Origin of the sequence: Variovorax sp. CF079 (assembly GCF_900101545.1) — a bacterium.
GTDB lineage: Bacteria > Pseudomonadota > Gammaproteobacteria > Burkholderiales > Burkholderiaceae_C > Variovorax.
On record NZ_FMZU01000009.1, the window covers coordinates 100,753 to 117,209 of the forward strand.

Annotated in this window: 13 protein-coding genes; 8 read left to right on the forward strand and 5 right to left on the reverse strand. The window is 67.4% G+C overall.

What is annotated here, in order from left to right:
- Positions 1-9: 9 nt before the first annotated feature.
- Positions 10-744 (reverse strand): 16S rRNA (uracil(1498)-N(3))-methyltransferase, encoded by a 735-nt coding sequence (locus tag BLS74_RS13845; RefSeq protein WP_093107098.1) that lies wholly within the window; start codon positions 742-744, stop codon positions 10-12.
- Complete coding sequence (locus BLS74_RS13850; protein ID WP_093107100.1) at positions 741-1,835, reverse strand: aminoglycoside phosphotransferase family protein; 1,095 nt, start codon at positions 1,833-1,835, stop codon at positions 741-743. Before BLS74_RS13850 ends, BLS74_RS13845 begins: the two co-directional genes overlap by 4 nt.
- A 93-nt stretch (positions 1,836-1,928) precedes the next feature.
- On the opposite strand from BLS74_RS13850, the gene BLS74_RS13855 reads away from it, so the two are divergent.
- From BLS74_RS13855 to rsmA, 3 genes are read left to right on the forward strand one after another with little or no spacing between them, the layout of a single operon-like run.
- On the forward strand, positions 1,929-4,319 hold the full coding sequence (locus BLS74_RS13855; RefSeq protein WP_093107101.1) for an LPS-assembly protein LptD: 2,391 nt from the start codon (positions 1,929-1,931) through the stop codon (positions 4,317-4,319).
- A 10-nt stretch (positions 4,320-4,329) separates the two neighbouring features.
- Complete coding sequence (locus BLS74_RS13860; protein WP_093107103.1) at positions 4,330-5,736, forward strand: peptidylprolyl isomerase; 1,407 nt, start codon at positions 4,330-4,332, stop codon at positions 5,734-5,736.
- A gap of 17 nt (positions 5,737-5,753) precedes the next feature.
- Entirely contained in the window at positions 5,754-6,527 is a 774-nt protein-coding gene (gene rsmA, locus BLS74_RS13865; protein ID WP_093107105.1) for a 16S rRNA (adenine(1518)-N(6)/adenine(1519)-N(6))-dimethyltransferase RsmA, read from the forward strand.
- 242 nt (positions 6,528-6,769) lie between these two features.
- Here rsmA and BLS74_RS13870 read toward each other — a convergent pair whose 3' ends face one another.
- From BLS74_RS13870 to BLS74_RS13880, 3 genes are all read right to left on the reverse strand, one after another.
- Entirely contained in the window at positions 6,770-7,204 is a 435-nt protein-coding gene (locus tag BLS74_RS13870; protein WP_093107358.1) for a barstar family protein, read from the reverse strand.
- Positions 7,205-7,251: 47 nt separating this feature from the next.
- On the reverse strand, positions 7,252-7,665 hold the full coding sequence (locus BLS74_RS13875; protein ID WP_093107106.1) for a guanyl-specific ribonuclease: 414 nt from the start codon (positions 7,663-7,665) through the stop codon (positions 7,252-7,254).
- Positions 7,666-7,845: 180 nt separating this feature from the next.
- Positions 7,846-10,185 carry an NADP-dependent malic enzyme gene (locus BLS74_RS13880; RefSeq protein WP_093107108.1) on the reverse strand — a complete coding sequence of 780 codons (2,340 nt, stop codon included), beginning with the start codon at positions 10,183-10,185 and terminating at the stop codon, positions 7,846-7,848.
- A 156-nt stretch (positions 10,186-10,341) separates the two neighbouring features.
- On the opposite strand from BLS74_RS13880, the gene BLS74_RS13885 reads away from it, so the two are divergent.
- The 5 genes from BLS74_RS13885 (at position 10,342) to BLS74_RS13905 (ending at position 16,425) form a co-directional block, all read left to right on the forward strand.
- A complete protein-coding gene (locus tag BLS74_RS13885; RefSeq protein WP_093107110.1) occupies positions 10,342-11,391 on the forward strand; it encodes an SPFH domain-containing protein in 1,050 nt (349 codons plus the stop codon).
- 77 nt (positions 11,392-11,468) lie between these two features.
- Complete coding sequence (locus BLS74_RS13890; protein WP_093107112.1) at positions 11,469-12,947, forward strand: DUF4178 domain-containing protein; 1,479 nt, start codon at positions 11,469-11,471, stop codon at positions 12,945-12,947.
- A gap of 21 nt (positions 12,948-12,968) precedes the next feature.
- Entirely contained in the window at positions 12,969-13,190 is a 222-nt protein-coding gene (locus BLS74_RS13895; protein WP_093107114.1) for a DUF350 domain-containing protein, read from the forward strand.
- Positions 13,191-13,287: 97 nt separating this feature from the next.
- Positions 13,288-14,829 carry a polyamine aminopropyltransferase gene (locus BLS74_RS13900; protein WP_093107116.1) on the forward strand — a complete coding sequence of 514 codons (1,542 nt, stop codon included), beginning with the start codon at positions 13,288-13,290 and terminating at the stop codon, positions 14,827-14,829.
- Complete coding sequence (locus BLS74_RS13905; RefSeq protein ID WP_093107118.1) at positions 14,830-16,425, forward strand: FAD-dependent oxidoreductase; 1,596 nt, start codon at positions 14,830-14,832, stop codon at positions 16,423-16,425.
- The last annotated feature ends 32 nt before the right edge of the window (positions 16,426-16,457 follow it).

The following is a 16,457-nucleotide window of genomic DNA, read 5'->3' on the forward strand; positions in this document are numbered from 1 at the left end:
AAATTCTGGTCACTGGCCCGCAAGCAATGCAAGCGCCGCGAGGGCCGCGGTTTCGGCGCGCAGCACGCGCGGCCCGAGCGTGAGCGGTGCGAAGCCGCGCGCGATCGCATCCTGCTCCTCGGCGGCGCTCAGGCCGCCCTCGGGGCCGCTCAGAACGCAGGCGCGGCGAAGCGCGGTGACCGACGTCCGCTCGCGGATCTCGCGCATGTCGCAGGTGCCCTCGGCCAGGCTCAGGACGAAGCGCTCCGCATCGTCGATCGGCGGCATGTCGATCCAGCCGGCCAGGGCGCGCACCGGGTGGATCAGCGGCAACCGGTTGCGGCCGCATTGTTCGCAGGCGGCGATGGCGATCGCCTCCCAGTGCGCGCGCTTCTTGTCGGCGCGCTCGCCAGCCAGGCGCAGCACGCCATGGGCGGTCATCAGCGGCTGGATGCTCGCCACGCCGAGTTCGGTGGCCTTCTCGACCAGCCAGTCCATGCGCTCGTTGGCCGGCATGCCGATCGCCAGGTGCACGGCGCGCGGCGCCTCCCGCTCGACGGCGATGTGATTCTCGACCTGGACCGTCACTTCGCTGCGGCCCATGCGCTCCACCGTGGCGGCGTACTCGCCGCCGCTGCCGTCGAACAGCGTCAGCGCATCGCCCGGCTGCATGCGCAGCACCTGCACGTGGCGTGCGGCGCCGGGCGGCAGCGCCAGCGCGCTGCCGGCGGCCAGGGTCACGGCGCAATGGAAGCGCGGCGTCACATCCGCCCGTACGCAAAGCCGGTGGCGGCCTGCGTGCCTTCGACCTCGTCGATCACGCGCAAGAGCGGCGTGAGTTCGCGGTAGCGGCCGGCGGTCGCGCGGATGTAGGCGATGAAGCGCGGGGTGTCGGCCAGGTACCTCGGCTTGCCGTCGCGCAGCGTCAGCCGCGCGAAGATGCCGGCGACCTTCAGGTGGCGCTGCAGGCCCATCCACTCGACTGCGCGGTAGAAGGCGCCGAAGTCCTCGTCGACCGGCAGCCCGGCCTTGCGCGCCTGTTCCCAGTAACGCACCGTGACATCGAGAACGAAGTCTTCGTCCCAGCTCAGGAAGGCATCGCGCATCAGGCTCGCGATATCGTAGGTGATCGGGCCATGGACCGCGTCCTGGAAATCCAGCACCCCGAGCGTGGGGCCGCCGGTGATCATCAGATTGCGCGGCATGAAGTCGCGGTGCACGTAGACGCGCGGCGCGGCCAGGTTGTTCTCGACGATCAGCTTGAAGCTGCGTTCCAGGCGCTCCTGCAGCTGGCCTTCCACGCGCATGCCGCGGTGCCGCGCGATGTACCACTCCGGAAAGAGCGCCAGCTCGCGCTCCAGCAGCGCCCGATCGTAGGGCGGCAGCACGCCGGGCCTGGACGCCAGCTGCCAGCGGATCAGCGCATCGATCGCCTGGGCGTAGAGCGGCCGTGCCGCATCCGAATCGGCCGGGTCGATCACCTCGAGCATGGTCTGCCGGCCGAGGTCGTCGAGCAGCAGGAAGCCCTGGGCCTCTTCCCATTCGAGCACCTGCGGCGCGGTCAGGCCGGCCGCGCGCATCAGCTTGGCGACGTGCACGAACGGGGCGCTGTTCTCCTGGGCAGGGGGCGCGTCCATCACGATCCGCGTCATCGCGGCGTCGCTGGTGTCGATCCTGAAGTAGCGCCGGAAGCTCGCATCGGCCGAGGCGAGGCGCACGGTCGCGGGCAACAGCCGATGCCGCTCTGCGATGTGTTCAAGCCATTGCGCGAAAGCCTTGGCGCGCTCCGGATCGCTCCAGCTGAACGGGTAGGAAGGCGTCGCGGCGCCGCTGGCCGGGGGCGGGGAAGCTGTCATGGATAATCGATTCTACAAATCCGCCCGGCGCGGACCTCCGCAACCCGCCAGCCGCTGGCGCCAATTCCCCGAAGACCTCTCCGTTCCGTACCGATGCCTGACCTGACCCGAGCTGCCTGGCGCCGGTGCCGCCCGCCTTTGCCGCTGGCCGTGCTGTCGCTGGCACTGCTTCAAGCGCACGGCGCGTCGGCGCAGGACGCCGGTCTGGACGCGCCGCTCACTCTCAAGCGCACCCCGCAACTCGTCGAGACCATCCCGCAGGCGCAGCGCGGCCAATTGCCGAGCTTTGTCGACGGTGACCGCATTTCCGGGCGGCCCGATCTCGAAACGGTGGTCGAAGGCAACGCCTCCCTGCGCCGCGGCGAGACCGTGATCCATGCCGACCGGCTCGAGTACTACCAGCCCGACGACCTCGCCAAGGCGCGCGGCAACGTCCGCGTCAACCAGGCCGGCAACGTCTACGAAGGGCCCGAATTGGAGCTCAAGCTCGAGACCTTCGAAGGCTTCTTCAACAACGTGCGCTATCGCTTCCTGGCGACGGGCGGGGGGGGCGATGCCGAGCGTATCGACTTCGTCGACAGCAATATCTCGGTCGCCCGGCGCGCCACTTACACCACATGCCGGCGCGAAGACTATCCTGGCTGGATGCCTGCCTGGCTGCTGAGCGCCGCGACCCTCACGACCGACACCGAAGAGAACGTCGGCGTCGCCACCGATGCGCGCCTGAGCTTCATGGGCATCAGCACCCCGCCCTTTCCGTCGCTGAGCTTTCCGCTCGGCAACGACCGCAAGAGCGGCTGGCTGCCGCCGACCATCGGCATCGACAGCGTGAACGGTGTCGACATCACAGCGCCGTACTACTGGAACATCGCGCCCAATCGCGACGCGACCTTCTACCCGAACCTGATGAGCAAGCGCGGCGTGAATCTCGGCACCGAGTTCCGCTACCTCGAGGAGAAGTACAACGGCGAGGCCCGCGTCGACTACATGCCGACCGACAGCCTGCGCAACCGCAAGCGCTGGGGCATCTGGACGCACCACCAGCAGACCTTCGATGCCAAGTCCTACGGCCTGGACTCGCTGGGCGCCACGATCAACTTCAACCGCGTCAGCGACGACGACTACTGGCGCGACTTCACGCGCACACCCTCGCTGACGCAGCGCCTGCTGTCCAACGATGCCTCGCTCAACTGGAGCAAGGGCGACTGGAGCGGCGCCGCACGCACGCTGAGCTACCAGACGCTGCAGTACGCGCCCTCGCCCATCCTGCCGCCCTACGACCGGCTGCCGCAGATCACCGCCAACTACAACAAGTACGACTGGCACGGTTTCGATTTCTCGCTCAACACCGACTACACGCGCTTCCGCGCCGACCCGGTGCAGCAGGGTCAGCCCAACGGCGAGCGCGTCTTTGCGCTGGCGTCGCTGAGTCGGCCCTTTCTCACGCCCGGCACCTTCGTCATCCCGAAGGTGCAGCTGCATACGACCTCCTACCAGTTCGAGGCACCGCTCGCCAACGGCGCGAGCTCGGCCAGCCGCACGGTGCCGACCTTCAGCCTCGACAGCGGCATGATCTTCGAGCGCGACGCCAACTTCTTCGGCCGCGCGTTCCGCCAGACGCTGGAGCCGCGCGCGTTCTACGTCTACACGCCCTACCGTGACCAGAGCCTGCTGCCGAATTACGACTCGGCGTCCAACGACTTCAACTTCGCGACCGTCTACACCGAGAACGCGTTTTCCGGCAACGACCGCATCTCGGACAGCAACCTGCTCACGCTGGGCGTGACGACGCGCCTGATCGATCCCGAAAGCGGCGCCGAAGCCGCGCGCTTCGGCATTGCCCAGCGCCTGCGCTTCAGCGACCAGCGCGTCACGCTGCCCAATACCACCGCCGTGACCGACCGGCTCAGCGACGTGCTGCTCGGTGCCCAGATCAACTGGACGCCGAAATGGAGCGTGGACACCACGCTGCAGTACAACCCTGACGACCACAAGTCGACGCGGACGGCGATCAGCGCGCGCTACAACCCCGGCTCGTACCGCAACATCAGTGCGGCCTACCGCTACCAGGCGAACAGCACGCCGACCGCGACGGACGGCAACAAGTCGATCGACGTGAGCTGGCAATGGCCGCTGAACGACCTGTGGGGCGACAAGGGCCAAGACCTCGGTCCGGGCCGCGGCCAGGGCGGCGGGCGCTGGTACGCCGTCGGCCGTCTCAACTACAGTCTGCAGGACCGCAAGCTCACCGACGGCGTGCTCGGCTTCGAATACGACGGCTGCTGCTGGATCGGCCGCGTGGTGCTGGAACGCATCAGCACTGGCCAAGTCACGGCCGCGACGCGCATCATGTTCCAGCTGGAGTTCGTTGGATTCGCCGCCATCGGTTCGAGCCCGAAGCGCACGCTGACACAGAACATCCAGCGCTACCAGCCCCTGCGTCAACCGGTGGCTGCACCGAGCCGCTTCACCAATTACGACTGAGCTTCTTGCCATGAACCACATCCGCTCCATCCTCACCCTGGCGTGCCTCGCAACGCTGGCCGCGGCGGCCGGCGCGCAAGGACAAGGGCAGCGCCCCGGCCTCGGCATCACGGACATCATGCGCGCAGGTCCGCGCCTCGCACCGGCGCCCGCCGCACCGCGCACCGCCCCGCCGGCAGCGCCGGTGCAGCGCTCGGCCGAATACATTGTGGCGTTGGTCAATTCGGAGCCCATCACCAACACCGAAGTGCAGACGCGGGTCGAGCGAATCCTGAAGGAAAACGCCGAGGCGCAGCGCGTGCCGCGCGCCGAGCTCACGCGCCTGGTGCTCGAACGGCTCATCGCCGAACGCGCCCAGCTGCAACAGGCCAAGGAAGCCGGCATCAAGGTCGATGAACTCGCGATCGACCAGGCCGAACAGACGGTGGCGCGCCAGAACCAGATGAGCCTGGTCGAGCTGCGCAGCCGCGTCGCGGCCGAGGGCATCTCGCCGCAGACCTTCCGCAACGACCTGCGTGACCAGCTCCTGCTCACGCGCCTGCGCGACCGCGAGGTCGAGGCCAAGGTCAAGGTCAGCGATATCGAGGTCGACCAGTTCATCCGCGACCAGCGGACCTCCCCCAATGCCGCGACGCAGAACATCAATATCGCCCAGGTACTGGTCGCCGTGCCCGAGAGCGCGAGCGACGCGCAAGTCGCTTCGCTGCAGCAGCGTGCGCAGGGCGTCGCGCAGCGTGCCCGCGCCGGTGAAGACTTCGCCAAGCTCGCGCAGGAATTCTCCGATTCGCCGGATCGCGCCGTCGGCGGCGCGTTGGGCATGCGCAGCGCCGACCGCTACCCGAGCCTGTTCGTCGAGGCGACGCAATCGACGGCGGTCAACGGCATCGCAGGGCCGATCCGCTCGGGCGCCGGCTTCCACGTGCTCAAGGTGCTGGCCAAGAGCCAGCCCGGCGCCGCCGATGCCGTCGTCACGCAGACCCAGGTGCGCCATATCCTGCTGCGCAGCGATGCCAAGCGCAGCACGGCGCAAGCCGTCGCCCAGCTGGCCGAGTTCAAGGAGCGGATCCAGAAGGGCACCGGCGACTTCGCCGGCCTGGCGCGGGACAACTCGCAGGATGCCAGCGCCAAGGAGGGCGGCGACCTGGGCTGGTCGCGCCCCGGCCAGTTCGTGCCCGAGTTCGAAGAGGCGATGAACCGGCTGGCGCCGGGCCAGGTCAGCGATCCTGTCGTTTCGCGCTTCGGCGTGCACCTGATCCAGGTGGTTGCGCGGCGCGACGCCAAGCTGAGCCAGGCCGAGCAGCGCGAAGCCGCCCGTGCCGTGCTGCGCGAGAAGAAGGTCGAGGAAGCCTTCGAAACCTGGGCGCAGGAAATCCGGGCGCGGGCCTACGTCGAATACCGCGAGCCGCCGCAGTCCTGACGCGGTGACGCCCTGAGGTGAAACACATCGCGCGCAAGCGCTTCGGGCAGCATTTCCTGTCCGACGCGGGCATCATCGACGCGATCGTGCGCGAGATCGCACCCGAGCCGGGCGATGCCATGGTCGAGATCGGGCCGGGCCTCGCGGCGCTCACGCAACCGCTGGTGGAGCGCCTGGGGCGACTCACAGTGATCGAACTCGACCGCGACCTGGCGCAGCGGCTGCGTGCCCATGGCCAGCTCGAGGTGATCGAGTCCGACGTCCTGAAGGTGGACTTCGCTGCCCTGGCGGCCAGCCTGGTCAAGCCCCCGGCAGCGGCCCTGCGCGTGGTGGGCAATCTGCCCTACAACATCTCGACGCCGATCCTGTTTCATCTGCTGGGCTATGCGCACCTGATTGCCGACCAGCATTTCATGCTGCAGAAGGAAGTCATCGACCGCATGGTCGCGAAGCCGGCCACCTCGGACTACAGCCGCCTCAGCGTGATGCTGCAGTGGCGCTATGCGATGGACAACGTGCTGTTCGTGCCGCCGGAGAGCTTCGAGCCGCCGCCGCGCGTCGACAGCGCGGTGGTGCGCATGGTGCCCTTTGCTGCGCCGCCGCAGGTCGATGCGGCGCGGCTCGGCGAGATCGTGCAGGTCGCTTTCAGCCAGCGCCGCAAGCTGCTGCGCCACACCTTGGGCAAGTGGCTGGAGCAGCACGGCTTTGCCGGCACCTTCGACACGCAGCGTCGCGCCGAGGAGGTCCCAGTGGATGAATACGTTGCGCTCGCACAGGCCGTCCCGCCATGAAAAAAGCCCGTCGAAGACGGGCTTTTTCTTGGTGTGGTGCCGTCAGGCTGCGGCGAGCCAATAGCCGGCGTTGAAGGGGCTGCTCATGCGCAGCGCCAGCGGGGACACGTCGACCAGTTTGTCGGTCGGCATCTTTTCGGCCGCCGGGTCGGTGGGTGGGAGATCGATGCCGGAAACCGGAGCGGCAGCGTTCTGTTGAGCCTCGTTAGCCCGTTCTGCTTGGCTGGTGTGTGCAGAACGGGCTACAGAAAAGAATAGAAGCACCTGAACGGTATCTTCCGGTCCCCCCAGTAGTCGGCGGCGTCGCGGAAGATGTCGAGCAGTTGCTCGCGGGCTTCCTTGTCGAACTTGGCATTGGCCGGAATCTGCTCGAGCACGATGACGAAGCCGGGCTGCGGGCCTGATTTATGCAGCGGGTCGGTCATGCAGTCGTACAGCGCGTCGAAGTTCTTGCCGAAATGCTGCGGAAAGGTGAACTGCTGAGCGATCAGATCGAGCACGTCCTGCTTGGTCTGGGCATTGCCCAGGTTGGCGTAGAGGAAGTGCTGGCCCGCCGCATGCGCCGCCTCCTGCAGGTCGCTCACGCGAAAGGCGCGAATCGACTGCACGATGTTAGGTCGCACGGAACGAAGGGATAGGGTCATCTCCGCTGGTCTTTCCATAGTTGTCGTCGTCATCATTTCTTCTGAGCGCTTGGGTGCGCCGCTCCAATCCAATTCATTGCTCATGGCACGATCCGTCTGAAACTTGCATAGTGGTCTGCCGTGTACCAGCACATCGCCGGCGCCGTGCGCTCGCCTCCGCAGACGATGCGCCGTGCACCACGATCGCGCGAGCCGGGTGTATCGACCGTGTACTCTCGGTAGTGGCCTCGTCGCTCTCGCGGCAACAAGCGTTCGCGGTTGCCGAACACCGTGCCGTCTTTCTCATGCCGGAAGGGACCACCGTTCAATATGGCCCCATAAGTGCGCTGGCCCTGCACCGGCAATTCGGCCAGAGCGATCGTTTCCTGTGCCGGCTGAACGGCGTGGGTGCCGGACCATTCACGGGCCTGGGCTCCGGCAGTGAGGGCTACGAGCATCAAGCTAGTGAGCACAAACTTGGAGACACGGGACGTGATCGAGGCGTAAGCCGCCATGGGGCACCAGAAGGAAAAGAGCGAGGGCCGAATCGGGGGGCAACCTTCGGGTTAACCCGCAAATTCAAGGCCGCAAGTGTGCACCAGGGGCGCACAAATAGCAAGCGCCTGCTCAATCTTTGAGCAGGCGCCAGGGTCTATGCGGGTCTTTGAAGTTAGCGACCGCTGTCGCGTTTGCGCCTATCGTTCGGCGTTTGCGTCGGCAACTGTGAGGGCTGTCATATTCACGATCCGGCGAACAGTCGCGCTCGCCGTGAGAATGTGCACAGGTTTGGCCGCGCCGAGCAGGACCGGGCCGATGGCGATGTTGCCGCCTGCCGCCGTCTTGAGCAGGTTGTAGGAAATATTGGCCGCATCGATGTTCGGGAAGACCAGCAGGTTGGCGTTGCCGGCCAGCGCGCTGTGCGGCATGACGGCGGCACGCTGCTTGCCGTCCAAAGCGACGTCGCCGTGCATTTCGCCGTCGACCTCCAGCCATGGCGCTTGCACACGCAGCAGATCGAGGGTCTGGCGCATCTTGACCGCGCTGGGCTGGTTGCTGCTGCCGAAGTTGGAATGCGACAGCAGCGCCGCCTTCGGCTTGAGGCCGAAGCGCATCATTTCCTCGGCCGCCATGGTGGTGATCTCGGCGAGCTCCTCGGGCGTCGGGTCGTAGTTGACGTGCGTATCGACCAGGAACACCTGCCGGTCGGGCAGGAGCAGGCCATTCATGCAGGCATAGATCGGCACGTCCTGCGGCGTGTTGGGACAGCCGCCCGGGCGCTTGCCGATCACCTGGTCGATGTAATGCAGGTGGATGGCGGTGGTGCCCCAGGTGCCGCAGATCATGCCGTCCACGTCGCCCTTGTGCAGCAGCATGGCGCCGATCAGCGTCAGGCGGCGGCGCATCTCGATCTTGGCGGTCTGCACCGTCGTGCCCTTGCGCTCGGTCATGCGGTGGTAGGTCTGCCAGAAGTCGCGGTAGCGATGGTCGTGCTCGACGTTGACGATGTCGTAGTCCAGCTCTTCCTTGAGACGCAGGCCGAACTTCTCGATGCGCTGGGCGATGATCGCGGGCCGGCCGATCAGCGTGGGACGGGCGAGGCCTTCGTCCACCACGATCTGTGCCGCCCGCAGCACGCGCTCTTCCTCGCCCTCGCAGTAGGCGACGCGCTTCTTCGGCGCGCGCTTGGCGGCGTCGAAGATCGGCTTCATCGTGGTGCCCGAGGCGTAGACGAAGCTCTGCAGCTTGTCGCGGTAGGCGTCCAGGTCCGCGATCGGGCGCAGTGCGACGCCGCTCTCGGCCGCGGCCTTGGCCACGGCCGGCGCGATTTTCATCATGAGCCGCGGGTCGAAGGGCTTCGGAATCAGGTACTCGGGACCGAAGCTGAGCTTTTCGCCGACATAGGCGGCAGCCACGCGCTCGCTCTGCTCGGCCTGCGCGAGTTCTGCGATGGCATGCACCGCTGCGACTTCCATCTCGTCGGTGATGGTGGTCGCGCCGCAGTCGAGCGCGCCGCGGAAGATGTAGGGGAAGCACAGGACGTTGTTGACCTGGTTCGGGTAGTCGGTGCGCCCGGTGGCCATGACCACGTCGCCGCGCACGGCATGCGCGTCCTCGGGCGAAATCTCGGGGTTGGGATTGGCCAGCGCGAAGATCACCGGCTTGGCCGCCATCTTCGCCACCATCGCGGGCTTGAGCACGCCGCCGGCCGAGAGGCCGAGGAACACGTCGGCGCCTTCGATCACCTCGGCCAGCGAGCGCGCCGAGGTCTTTTGCATGTACTGGCGCTTGTCGTCGTCCATCAGCTCGGTGCGGCCTTCGTAGACCACGCCGGCGAGATCGGTCACGAACACGTGCTCGCGCTTCAGACCGACCTTCAGCAGCAGGTTCAGGCAGGCCAGCGCCGCGGCGCCGGCGCCCGAGGTGACGAGCTTGACCTGCGAGATGTCCTTGCCCACCACCTTCAGGCCGTTGAGCATGGCGGCCGCCACCGTGATCGCCGTGCCGTGCTGGTCGTCGTGGAAGACCGGGATCTTCATGCGCTTGCGCAGCTCGCGCTCGACGTAGAAGCAGTCCGGTGCCTTGATGTCTTCGAGGTTGATGGCGCCGAAGGTCGGCTCCAGCGCGGCGATGACCTCCACCAGCCTGGCCGGGTCCTTCTCGTCGATCTCGATGTCGAACACGTCGACGCCGGCGAACTTCTTGAACAGGACGCCCTTGCCTTCCATCACCGGCTTGGCGGCCAGCGGCCCGATGTCGCCGAGGCCCAGCACGGCGGTGCCGTTGGTGATGACCGCGACGAGGTTGCCGCGCGCGGTGTACTTGAAGGCGTTGACCGGGTCCTTGACGATTTCCTCGCAAGGTGCCGCCACGCCGGGCGAGTAGGCCAGCGCCAGGTCGCGCTGGTTGAGCATCTGCTTGGTCGCCGCGATCGCGATCTTGCCCGGGACCGGAAGCTCGTGGTATTCGAGCGCGGCCCGGCGCAATTCGGCGCGCTTGTCTTCGGGCGTGGAAATCGGGGAGGTCAGATCTGACATGTGCCTTGGCTCCGTGCAACGCTTCTTGTGAGGGGCGCCGATTGTAGACCTCGGGCTCCAAGGGCACAGCCCGAGGCGCAGGGCGGCAAAAAGCGCCGAGGCGTCAAGCCGATGTGGCAATATGCCCAGCTCAGAAAAACCTGACGAGGAGCGACCATGGCGCTGATGGATTTCATCAAGAAACAGTTCATCGACATCATCCAGTGGACTGAGACCGGCGACGGAACGCTGGCCTGGCGCTTCCCGATGGCTGAGATGGAAATCCAGAACGGCGCCTCGCTCACCGTGCGCGAGTCGCAGATCGCGGTGTTCGTCAACGAGGGCCAGGTGGCCGACGTGTTCGGTCCGGGCATGTACAAGCTCACGACGCAGACGCTGCCCGTGCTCACCTACCTCAAGAACTGGGACAAGCTCTTCGAGTCCCCGTTCAAGAGCGACGTCTACTTCTTCAGCACGCGCCAGCAGGTCGACCAGAAATGGGGCACGCCCCAGCCGATCACGATCCGCGACAAGGATTTCGGCGCCGTGCGCCTGCGCGCCTTCGGCAACTACAGCTTCCGCATCGGCGACGCCAAGCTGTTTCACACCGAGATCTCGGGCACGCGCGACATCTATTCGGTGGCCGATCTCGACGGCCAGTTGCGCGGCCTGGTGCTGCAGAACATCAGCAACGCGATCGCTTCCAGCGGCGTGCCTTTTCTCGACCTGGCAGCCAACCAGATCCAGTTCGCGCAGGCGCTCGCGGCGCAGCTGGTGCCCGAGTTCGCCAAGATCGGCATCAAGCTCGAGGCCATCACGGTCCAGAACGTCTCGCTGCCGGAAGAGCTGCAGAAGATCCTCGACCAGAAGATCGGCATGGGCATGGTCGGCAACGACATGAGCAAGTTCATGCAGTACCAGACGGCGCAGGCCATCCCGAAGTTTGCCGAGGGCGCCGGTGGCGGCAGCGGCATCGCGGGCGACGCGATGGGTCTGGGCGCCGGCGTGGCGCTGGGCCAGGTGCTGGCGCAGAACCTCGCGCAGGGCCTGAGCCAGGGCGCGCCCGTCGCACCGGTCGCTGCGCCGGCGCAAGCCGCGGTCGCGGTGGTCAGCCCGGCCGACGTGATGACCACACTCGAGAAGCTGGGCGAACTGAAGACCAAGGGCATCCTCACGCAGGAAGAATTCGACGCCAAGAAGGCGGATCTGCTGAAAAAGCTGGTCTGAGCCCGTTCCGTTCGGGCTGAGCTTGTCGAAGCCTCTTCGACGAGCTCGCAGCGAGCGGGCCCCTGCCGTCGCCTTTCGTGGCCACCGACTCCTCCCAGCAGCGCTACTACCGCGCGCCCTGCCCGGGCTGCGGCGCGCCGGTCGAATTCCGTTCGGCGCAGTCGACGCACGCCGTCTGCCCCTATTGCCAGAGCACCGTGGTGCGCCAGGGCGACACGCTCGCGCGCACCGGCAAGATGGCGGAGCTGTTCGACGACTTCAGCCCGCTGCAGCTGTTCGCCGCCGGCCGCATCCAGGACCAGCCCTTCACGCTGGTCGGGCGCCTGCAATACAGCTACGACGGCGGGCGCTGGACCGAGTGGATCGCGGCACTCGACGGCGACCGCACCGGCATCCTGAGCGAGGACAACGGCGCCTTCGTCTTTTCGCTGCCCTTCGAGCTGCAGCGCGAGGCCCCGCGTCCGGCCGAGCTGCGCGTCGGCGCCACCACCGCCTTCAACGGCCAGAGCTACACGGTGGCCTCGAACGAGCAGGTCAGGCTGGTCTCGGCGCAGGGCGAGCTGCCACGGCTGCCCGAACTCGGCCGGCCCTTCGCGGTGGTCGAGCTGCGCAGCGACAAGGGGCTGGTGCTCAGCCTCGACTACGACACCCAGCCGCCGGGCGCCTACCTCGGCCGCGCGGTGCAGCTCGAAGACCTGCAGCTCACCGGCTTGCGCGACGAATCGGCCAAGGACGAGAGGGGCCGCAGCTTCAATTGCCCGAACTGCGGCTCGCCGGTCACCGTCAACCTGGCGAACAGCAAGAGCATCACATGCCGCGCCTGCAACAGCATCATCGACCTGACGCAGGGCATCGGCGGCGAGCTGAAGCATGCTGTACAGGACGAGCCGGTCCAGCCGCTGATCCCGATCGGCACCGTGGGCCAGTTCCAGGGTGCGCAGTGGCAGGTGGTCGGCTTCCAGCACCGCATGGGCGTGGCACCCGGCGACGACGAGCACTTCGGCTGGAACGAGTACCTGCTCTACAACAAGAAGCGCGGCTTCAGCTTCCTGGTCGATGCCGAAGACGGCTGGAGCATGGTCAAGCCCACCACGGGCGCGCCGACCATGGCCGAGAACGGCTCGCGGGCCACCTACCTCGGCAAGGTCTATCAGCAGCAGTACGCCTACAACGCCGAGACCGGCTACGTGGCGGGCGAGTTCTACTGGCAGGTCGAGCGCGGACAGAAGAGCTTCAATCGCGATTTCGCCAGCGGCAGCGCGCTGCTGTCGATGGAGCGTTCGGCCAAGGAGCTGACCTGGTCCTCGGGCAGCAAGGTCGACAGCGCGGCCGTGGCTGCCGCGTTCAAGCTCGACGGCAAGAAAGACATGTTCAAGCGCAGCGATGCGCTGCCCGTGAGCGCAGCCTCCAGCCTCGGCTGCGGCACGATCATCCTGATCATCGTGGTGATCATCATCCTGTTGATCATCCTGAGCACCTGCAGCAGTTCGAGCGGCGGTTCGCGCAGCTCGGGCGGCTCTTTTGGCGGCTATTCAAGTGGCGGCGGCCACAAATGACGTTTTTTTCCGGAGGTCCTCATGTTGGGAATTGAATGGTTACGGCCCGCGGCCTTCCTGGGCTCGCTGCTCTACGCGGTCGTCGGCGTGCTGGTGTTCTGGGTCACCTTCCTGATCATCGACAAGCTCACGCCTTATGACCTGTGGCAGGAGATCGTCGAGAAGCAGAACGTGGCGCTCGGCTTGGTGGTGGCCGCGATGAGTCTCGGCATCTGCGTCATCGTGGCCGCAGCGATCCATTGAGCCCCCCGGCTTGCCACTTCGTGTGCTTCGCCACCCCCCGCGGGGGAGGCTCGGCCGCCTTGGGGCGGCCCGGCGGCGACCGATGAACGAAGCGCCCATGTCCGCGCGCCCCGCTGCGGGGAGCGGCCCGCAGCCCGTCGAAGTCGCGCTGCTCGCCAGCGTGTTCGTGGTCGCGGCCTGCGGGCTGGTCTACGAGCTGAGCGCGGCGGCGCTGAGCTCCTACCTGCTCGGCGACTCGGTGCTGCAGTTCAGCACCATCATCGGCACCTACCTGTTCGCGATGGGCGTGGGCAGCTGGCTCTCGCGCTACTTCGAGCGCCAGCTGCCAGCGCATTTCCTGCGCATCGAGCTGATGGTGGCGCTCGTCGGCGGCGCGCTGCCGGCCCTGCTCTTCATCGCCAACGCCTACGTCCCTGGCGCCTTCCGCCTGCTGCTCTACGGGCTGGTGCTGGTGGTCGGCACGCTGGTCGGGCTCGAGATCCCGCTCGTGATGCGCATCCTGCGGCGCAACGTGATGCTCAAGGAGCTGGTCTCGCAGGTGCTGACCTTCGACTACCTCGGCGCGCTGGCGGTGTCGGTCGCCTTCCCGTTGGTCCTGGTGCCGCAGCTCGGCATGATCCGCACCGGCCTGCTCTTCGGCCTCATGAACGCGGCGGTGGCGCTGTGGGCGCTCTGGCTGTTTCGCCATGAGCTGCGCCGCGTCGGCGCGCATGCGCTGGCCTGCGTGCTGGCGCTGGCCGCGCTGGCCGGCGCCTTCGTGTTCTCCGAGCACATCACGACGCTGGCGGAAGACAAGTTCTACCAGGATCGCATCGTGTTCAGCGCGAGTTCGCCCTACCAGCGCATCGTGGTCACGCGCGGCGCCGCCGGACATCGCCTGTTCCTCAACGGCAACTTGCAGTTCGCGGAGCGCGACGAGTACCGCTACCACGAGGCGCTGGTGCATCCTGTGATGGCCGCGCACGGTGCGCCGAAGAAAGTTGCCGTGCTCGGCGGCGGCGACGGCATGGCGGTGCGCGAGATCCTCAAGTACCCCTCGGTGGAAAGCATCACGCTGGTCGAGCTCGATCCCCACATGACGCGGCTTTTCAGCGAGCACGAGACCCTGGCGGCGCTGAACGGCGGTGCGCTGAAGTCGCCGAAGGTCCGCATCGTCAACACCGACGCCTTCCAGTGGCTGCAGCAGAACAGCGAGATGTTCGACGTGATCGTGGTCGATTTCCCCGACCCGACCAACTTCGCGATCGGCAAGCTCTACACCAACTCCTTCTATGCGCTGCTCGACAAGCGGCTGTCCGCGAGCGGCTATGCCGTGATCCAGACCACCTCGCCGCTGGTGGCGCGCAAGAGCTTCTGGACCGTGGCCGCCACCGTCGAATCGGTCGGCCTGCTGGCGACGCCCTATCACGCTCATGTGCCGAGCTTCGGCGAGTGGGGCTACATCATCGCGAGCCGGCGGCCCTACCGGCTGCCCGATGCCATGCCCGAGGGGCTGCGCTTTCTTGCGCTGCCCGCCTTCCCGCAACTGTTCGAGTTCCCGCGCGACATGGCACGCGTGCCGGCCGAGGTGAACCGGTTGTCGAACCAGACGCTGGTCACGACCTACGAGCGGGAATGGGGCAAGGTCACGGGGCACTAGATGAAGCGCCGCGAATTCCTTGCAGCTACGGCTGCCGGGGCCGCAGCCCTTGGAGGCTGCGAGGCGCCACACGTGATTGAAGGCGGCTTCACCGGCATCGATGTAGAGCGCGGCCACGCGTTGCGCGATGGCGCCTGGCGCGCCGGCGCGCCTGCCGGCGTGCGCCGTACGCGCGTCGTCATCGCCGGCGGCGGCGTGGCCGGCCTCGCCGCCGCACGGGCGTTGCGGCTCGCCGGCATCGAGGACTTCGTGCTGCTCGAACTCGAGGACATGGCCGGCGGGAACAGCCGCGGCGGCCAGGTCGGCGGCATCGCTTGCCCGCTCGGCGCGCACTACCTGCCGGTGCCGGGCGACGAGGCGCATGAAGTGCAGGAGCTGCTCGAAGAACTGGGCATGCGCCGGCGCGTGGCGGGCCGCTGGGAATACGAGGAGCGCCACCTGTGCCACAGCCCGCAGGAACGCCTGTTTTTTCAAGGCACGTGGCAGGACGGCCTGTTGCCCGTGCAGGGCGTGGGCGAGGCCACGCTGACGCAGTACCGCCGGTTTTCGCAGCGCGTGGAGGCCTTGCGGCACACGGCGCGTTTCTCGATACCCGTGCTGCGGGCGCAACCTGCGCCGCTCTTGCTGGCGCTGGACGCCGTCCCCTTCGGTGTCTGGCTCGATCGCGAAGGCTTTACCGATCCGCATCTGCGCTGGTACCTCGATTACAGCTGCCGCGACGACTACGGCGCCGGCATCGCCCAGGTCTCGGCCTGGGCCGGCATCCACTACTTCGCCAGCCGCCATGGCTTCCACGCGCCGGGAGATGATGGCGCCGAGCGCGATGCGGTGCTGACCTGGCCCGAGGGCAACGGCTGGCTCACGCGCCGGCTCGCCGACCCGCTCGGCGATCGCTTGAAGGCGGGCCATGCCGTCGTGCGCATCGCGGACACCCGTTCCGGGGTCGAGGTCGATGCCTTCGATGTCGCCACCCGGTCGCGCGTGCGCTGGCAGGCCGAGCGCTGCATCGTTGCGTTGCCGATGTTCATCGCCGCGCGCGTGGTCGAGAACCCGCCCGAGCTGTTGCGCCACGCGGCCGCGCACCTGGGCTACGCGCCGTGGCTGGTCGCCAACGTGCATCTGCGAGCTCCGCTGGCCGACCGGCCCGGCGCGGCGCCGAGCTGGGACAACGTGATCTACGGCACGCGCGGGCTCGGCTATGTCGACGCGCGCCACCAGGCGCTGGACCCCACGCCGGGTGCCACCGTGCTGAGCTGGTATCGCCCGCTCGGCCCCAGTGCCTACGATGGGCCGGACGGCCGCCGCCGGCTGCTCGATCGCCCATGGACGGCCTGGCGCGACGACCTGCTGGCCGAACTCTCGCTGCCCCATCCGGACCTCGCCGGGCTCGCCACCCGCATCGAGATCACGCGCTACGGCCATGCGATGGCGATACCGGCGCCCGGCCTGCTCGGCCAGCTCGGCCAGCTCGGCGCGCGTGAGCGCGTCGCCGCCGGCCGGCTCGCCTTCGCGCACAGCGACTGGTCGGGCTATTCGATCTTCGAAGAAGCGTTCACGCGCGGACATCTGGCAGCGGCCGGTGGAGCCGCTGCTTGACGTGATTTTGCGGATTGGCGCAAAATGCGCCA

Coding starts and splice junctions, on each gene's coding strand:
- BLS74_RS13870 (WP_093107358.1), bottom strand. CDS start 7,204: ATGACGACGACAACTATGGAAAGACCAGCGGAGATGACCCTATCCCTT.
- BLS74_RS13885 (WP_093107110.1), top strand. CDS start 10,342: ATGGCGCTGATGGATTTCATCAAGAAACAGTTCATCGACATCATCCAG.
- BLS74_RS13895 (WP_093107114.1), top strand. CDS start 12,969: ATGTTGGGAATTGAATGGTTACGGCCCGCGGCCTTCCTGGGCTCGCTG.
- BLS74_RS13860 (WP_093107103.1), top strand. CDS start 4,330: ATGAACCACATCCGCTCCATCCTCACCCTGGCGTGCCTCGCAACGCTG.
- BLS74_RS13850 (WP_093107100.1), bottom strand. CDS start 1,835: ATGACAGCTTCCCCGCCCCCGGCCAGCGGCGCCGCGACGCCTTCCTAC.
- BLS74_RS13880 (WP_093107108.1), bottom strand. CDS start 10,185: ATGTCAGATCTGACCTCCCCGATTTCCACGCCCGAAGACAAGCGCGCC.
- BLS74_RS13855 (WP_093107101.1), top strand. CDS start 1,929: ATGCCTGACCTGACCCGAGCTGCCTGGCGCCGGTGCCGCCCGCCTTTG.
- BLS74_RS13905 (WP_093107118.1), top strand. CDS start 14,830: ATGAAGCGCCGCGAATTCCTTGCAGCTACGGCTGCCGGGGCCGCAGCC.
- BLS74_RS13900 (WP_093107116.1), top strand. CDS start 13,288: ATGTCCGCGCGCCCCGCTGCGGGGAGCGGCCCGCAGCCCGTCGAAGTC.
- BLS74_RS13875 (WP_093107106.1), bottom strand. CDS start 7,665: ATGGCGGCTTACGCCTCGATCACGTCCCGTGTCTCCAAGTTTGTGCTC.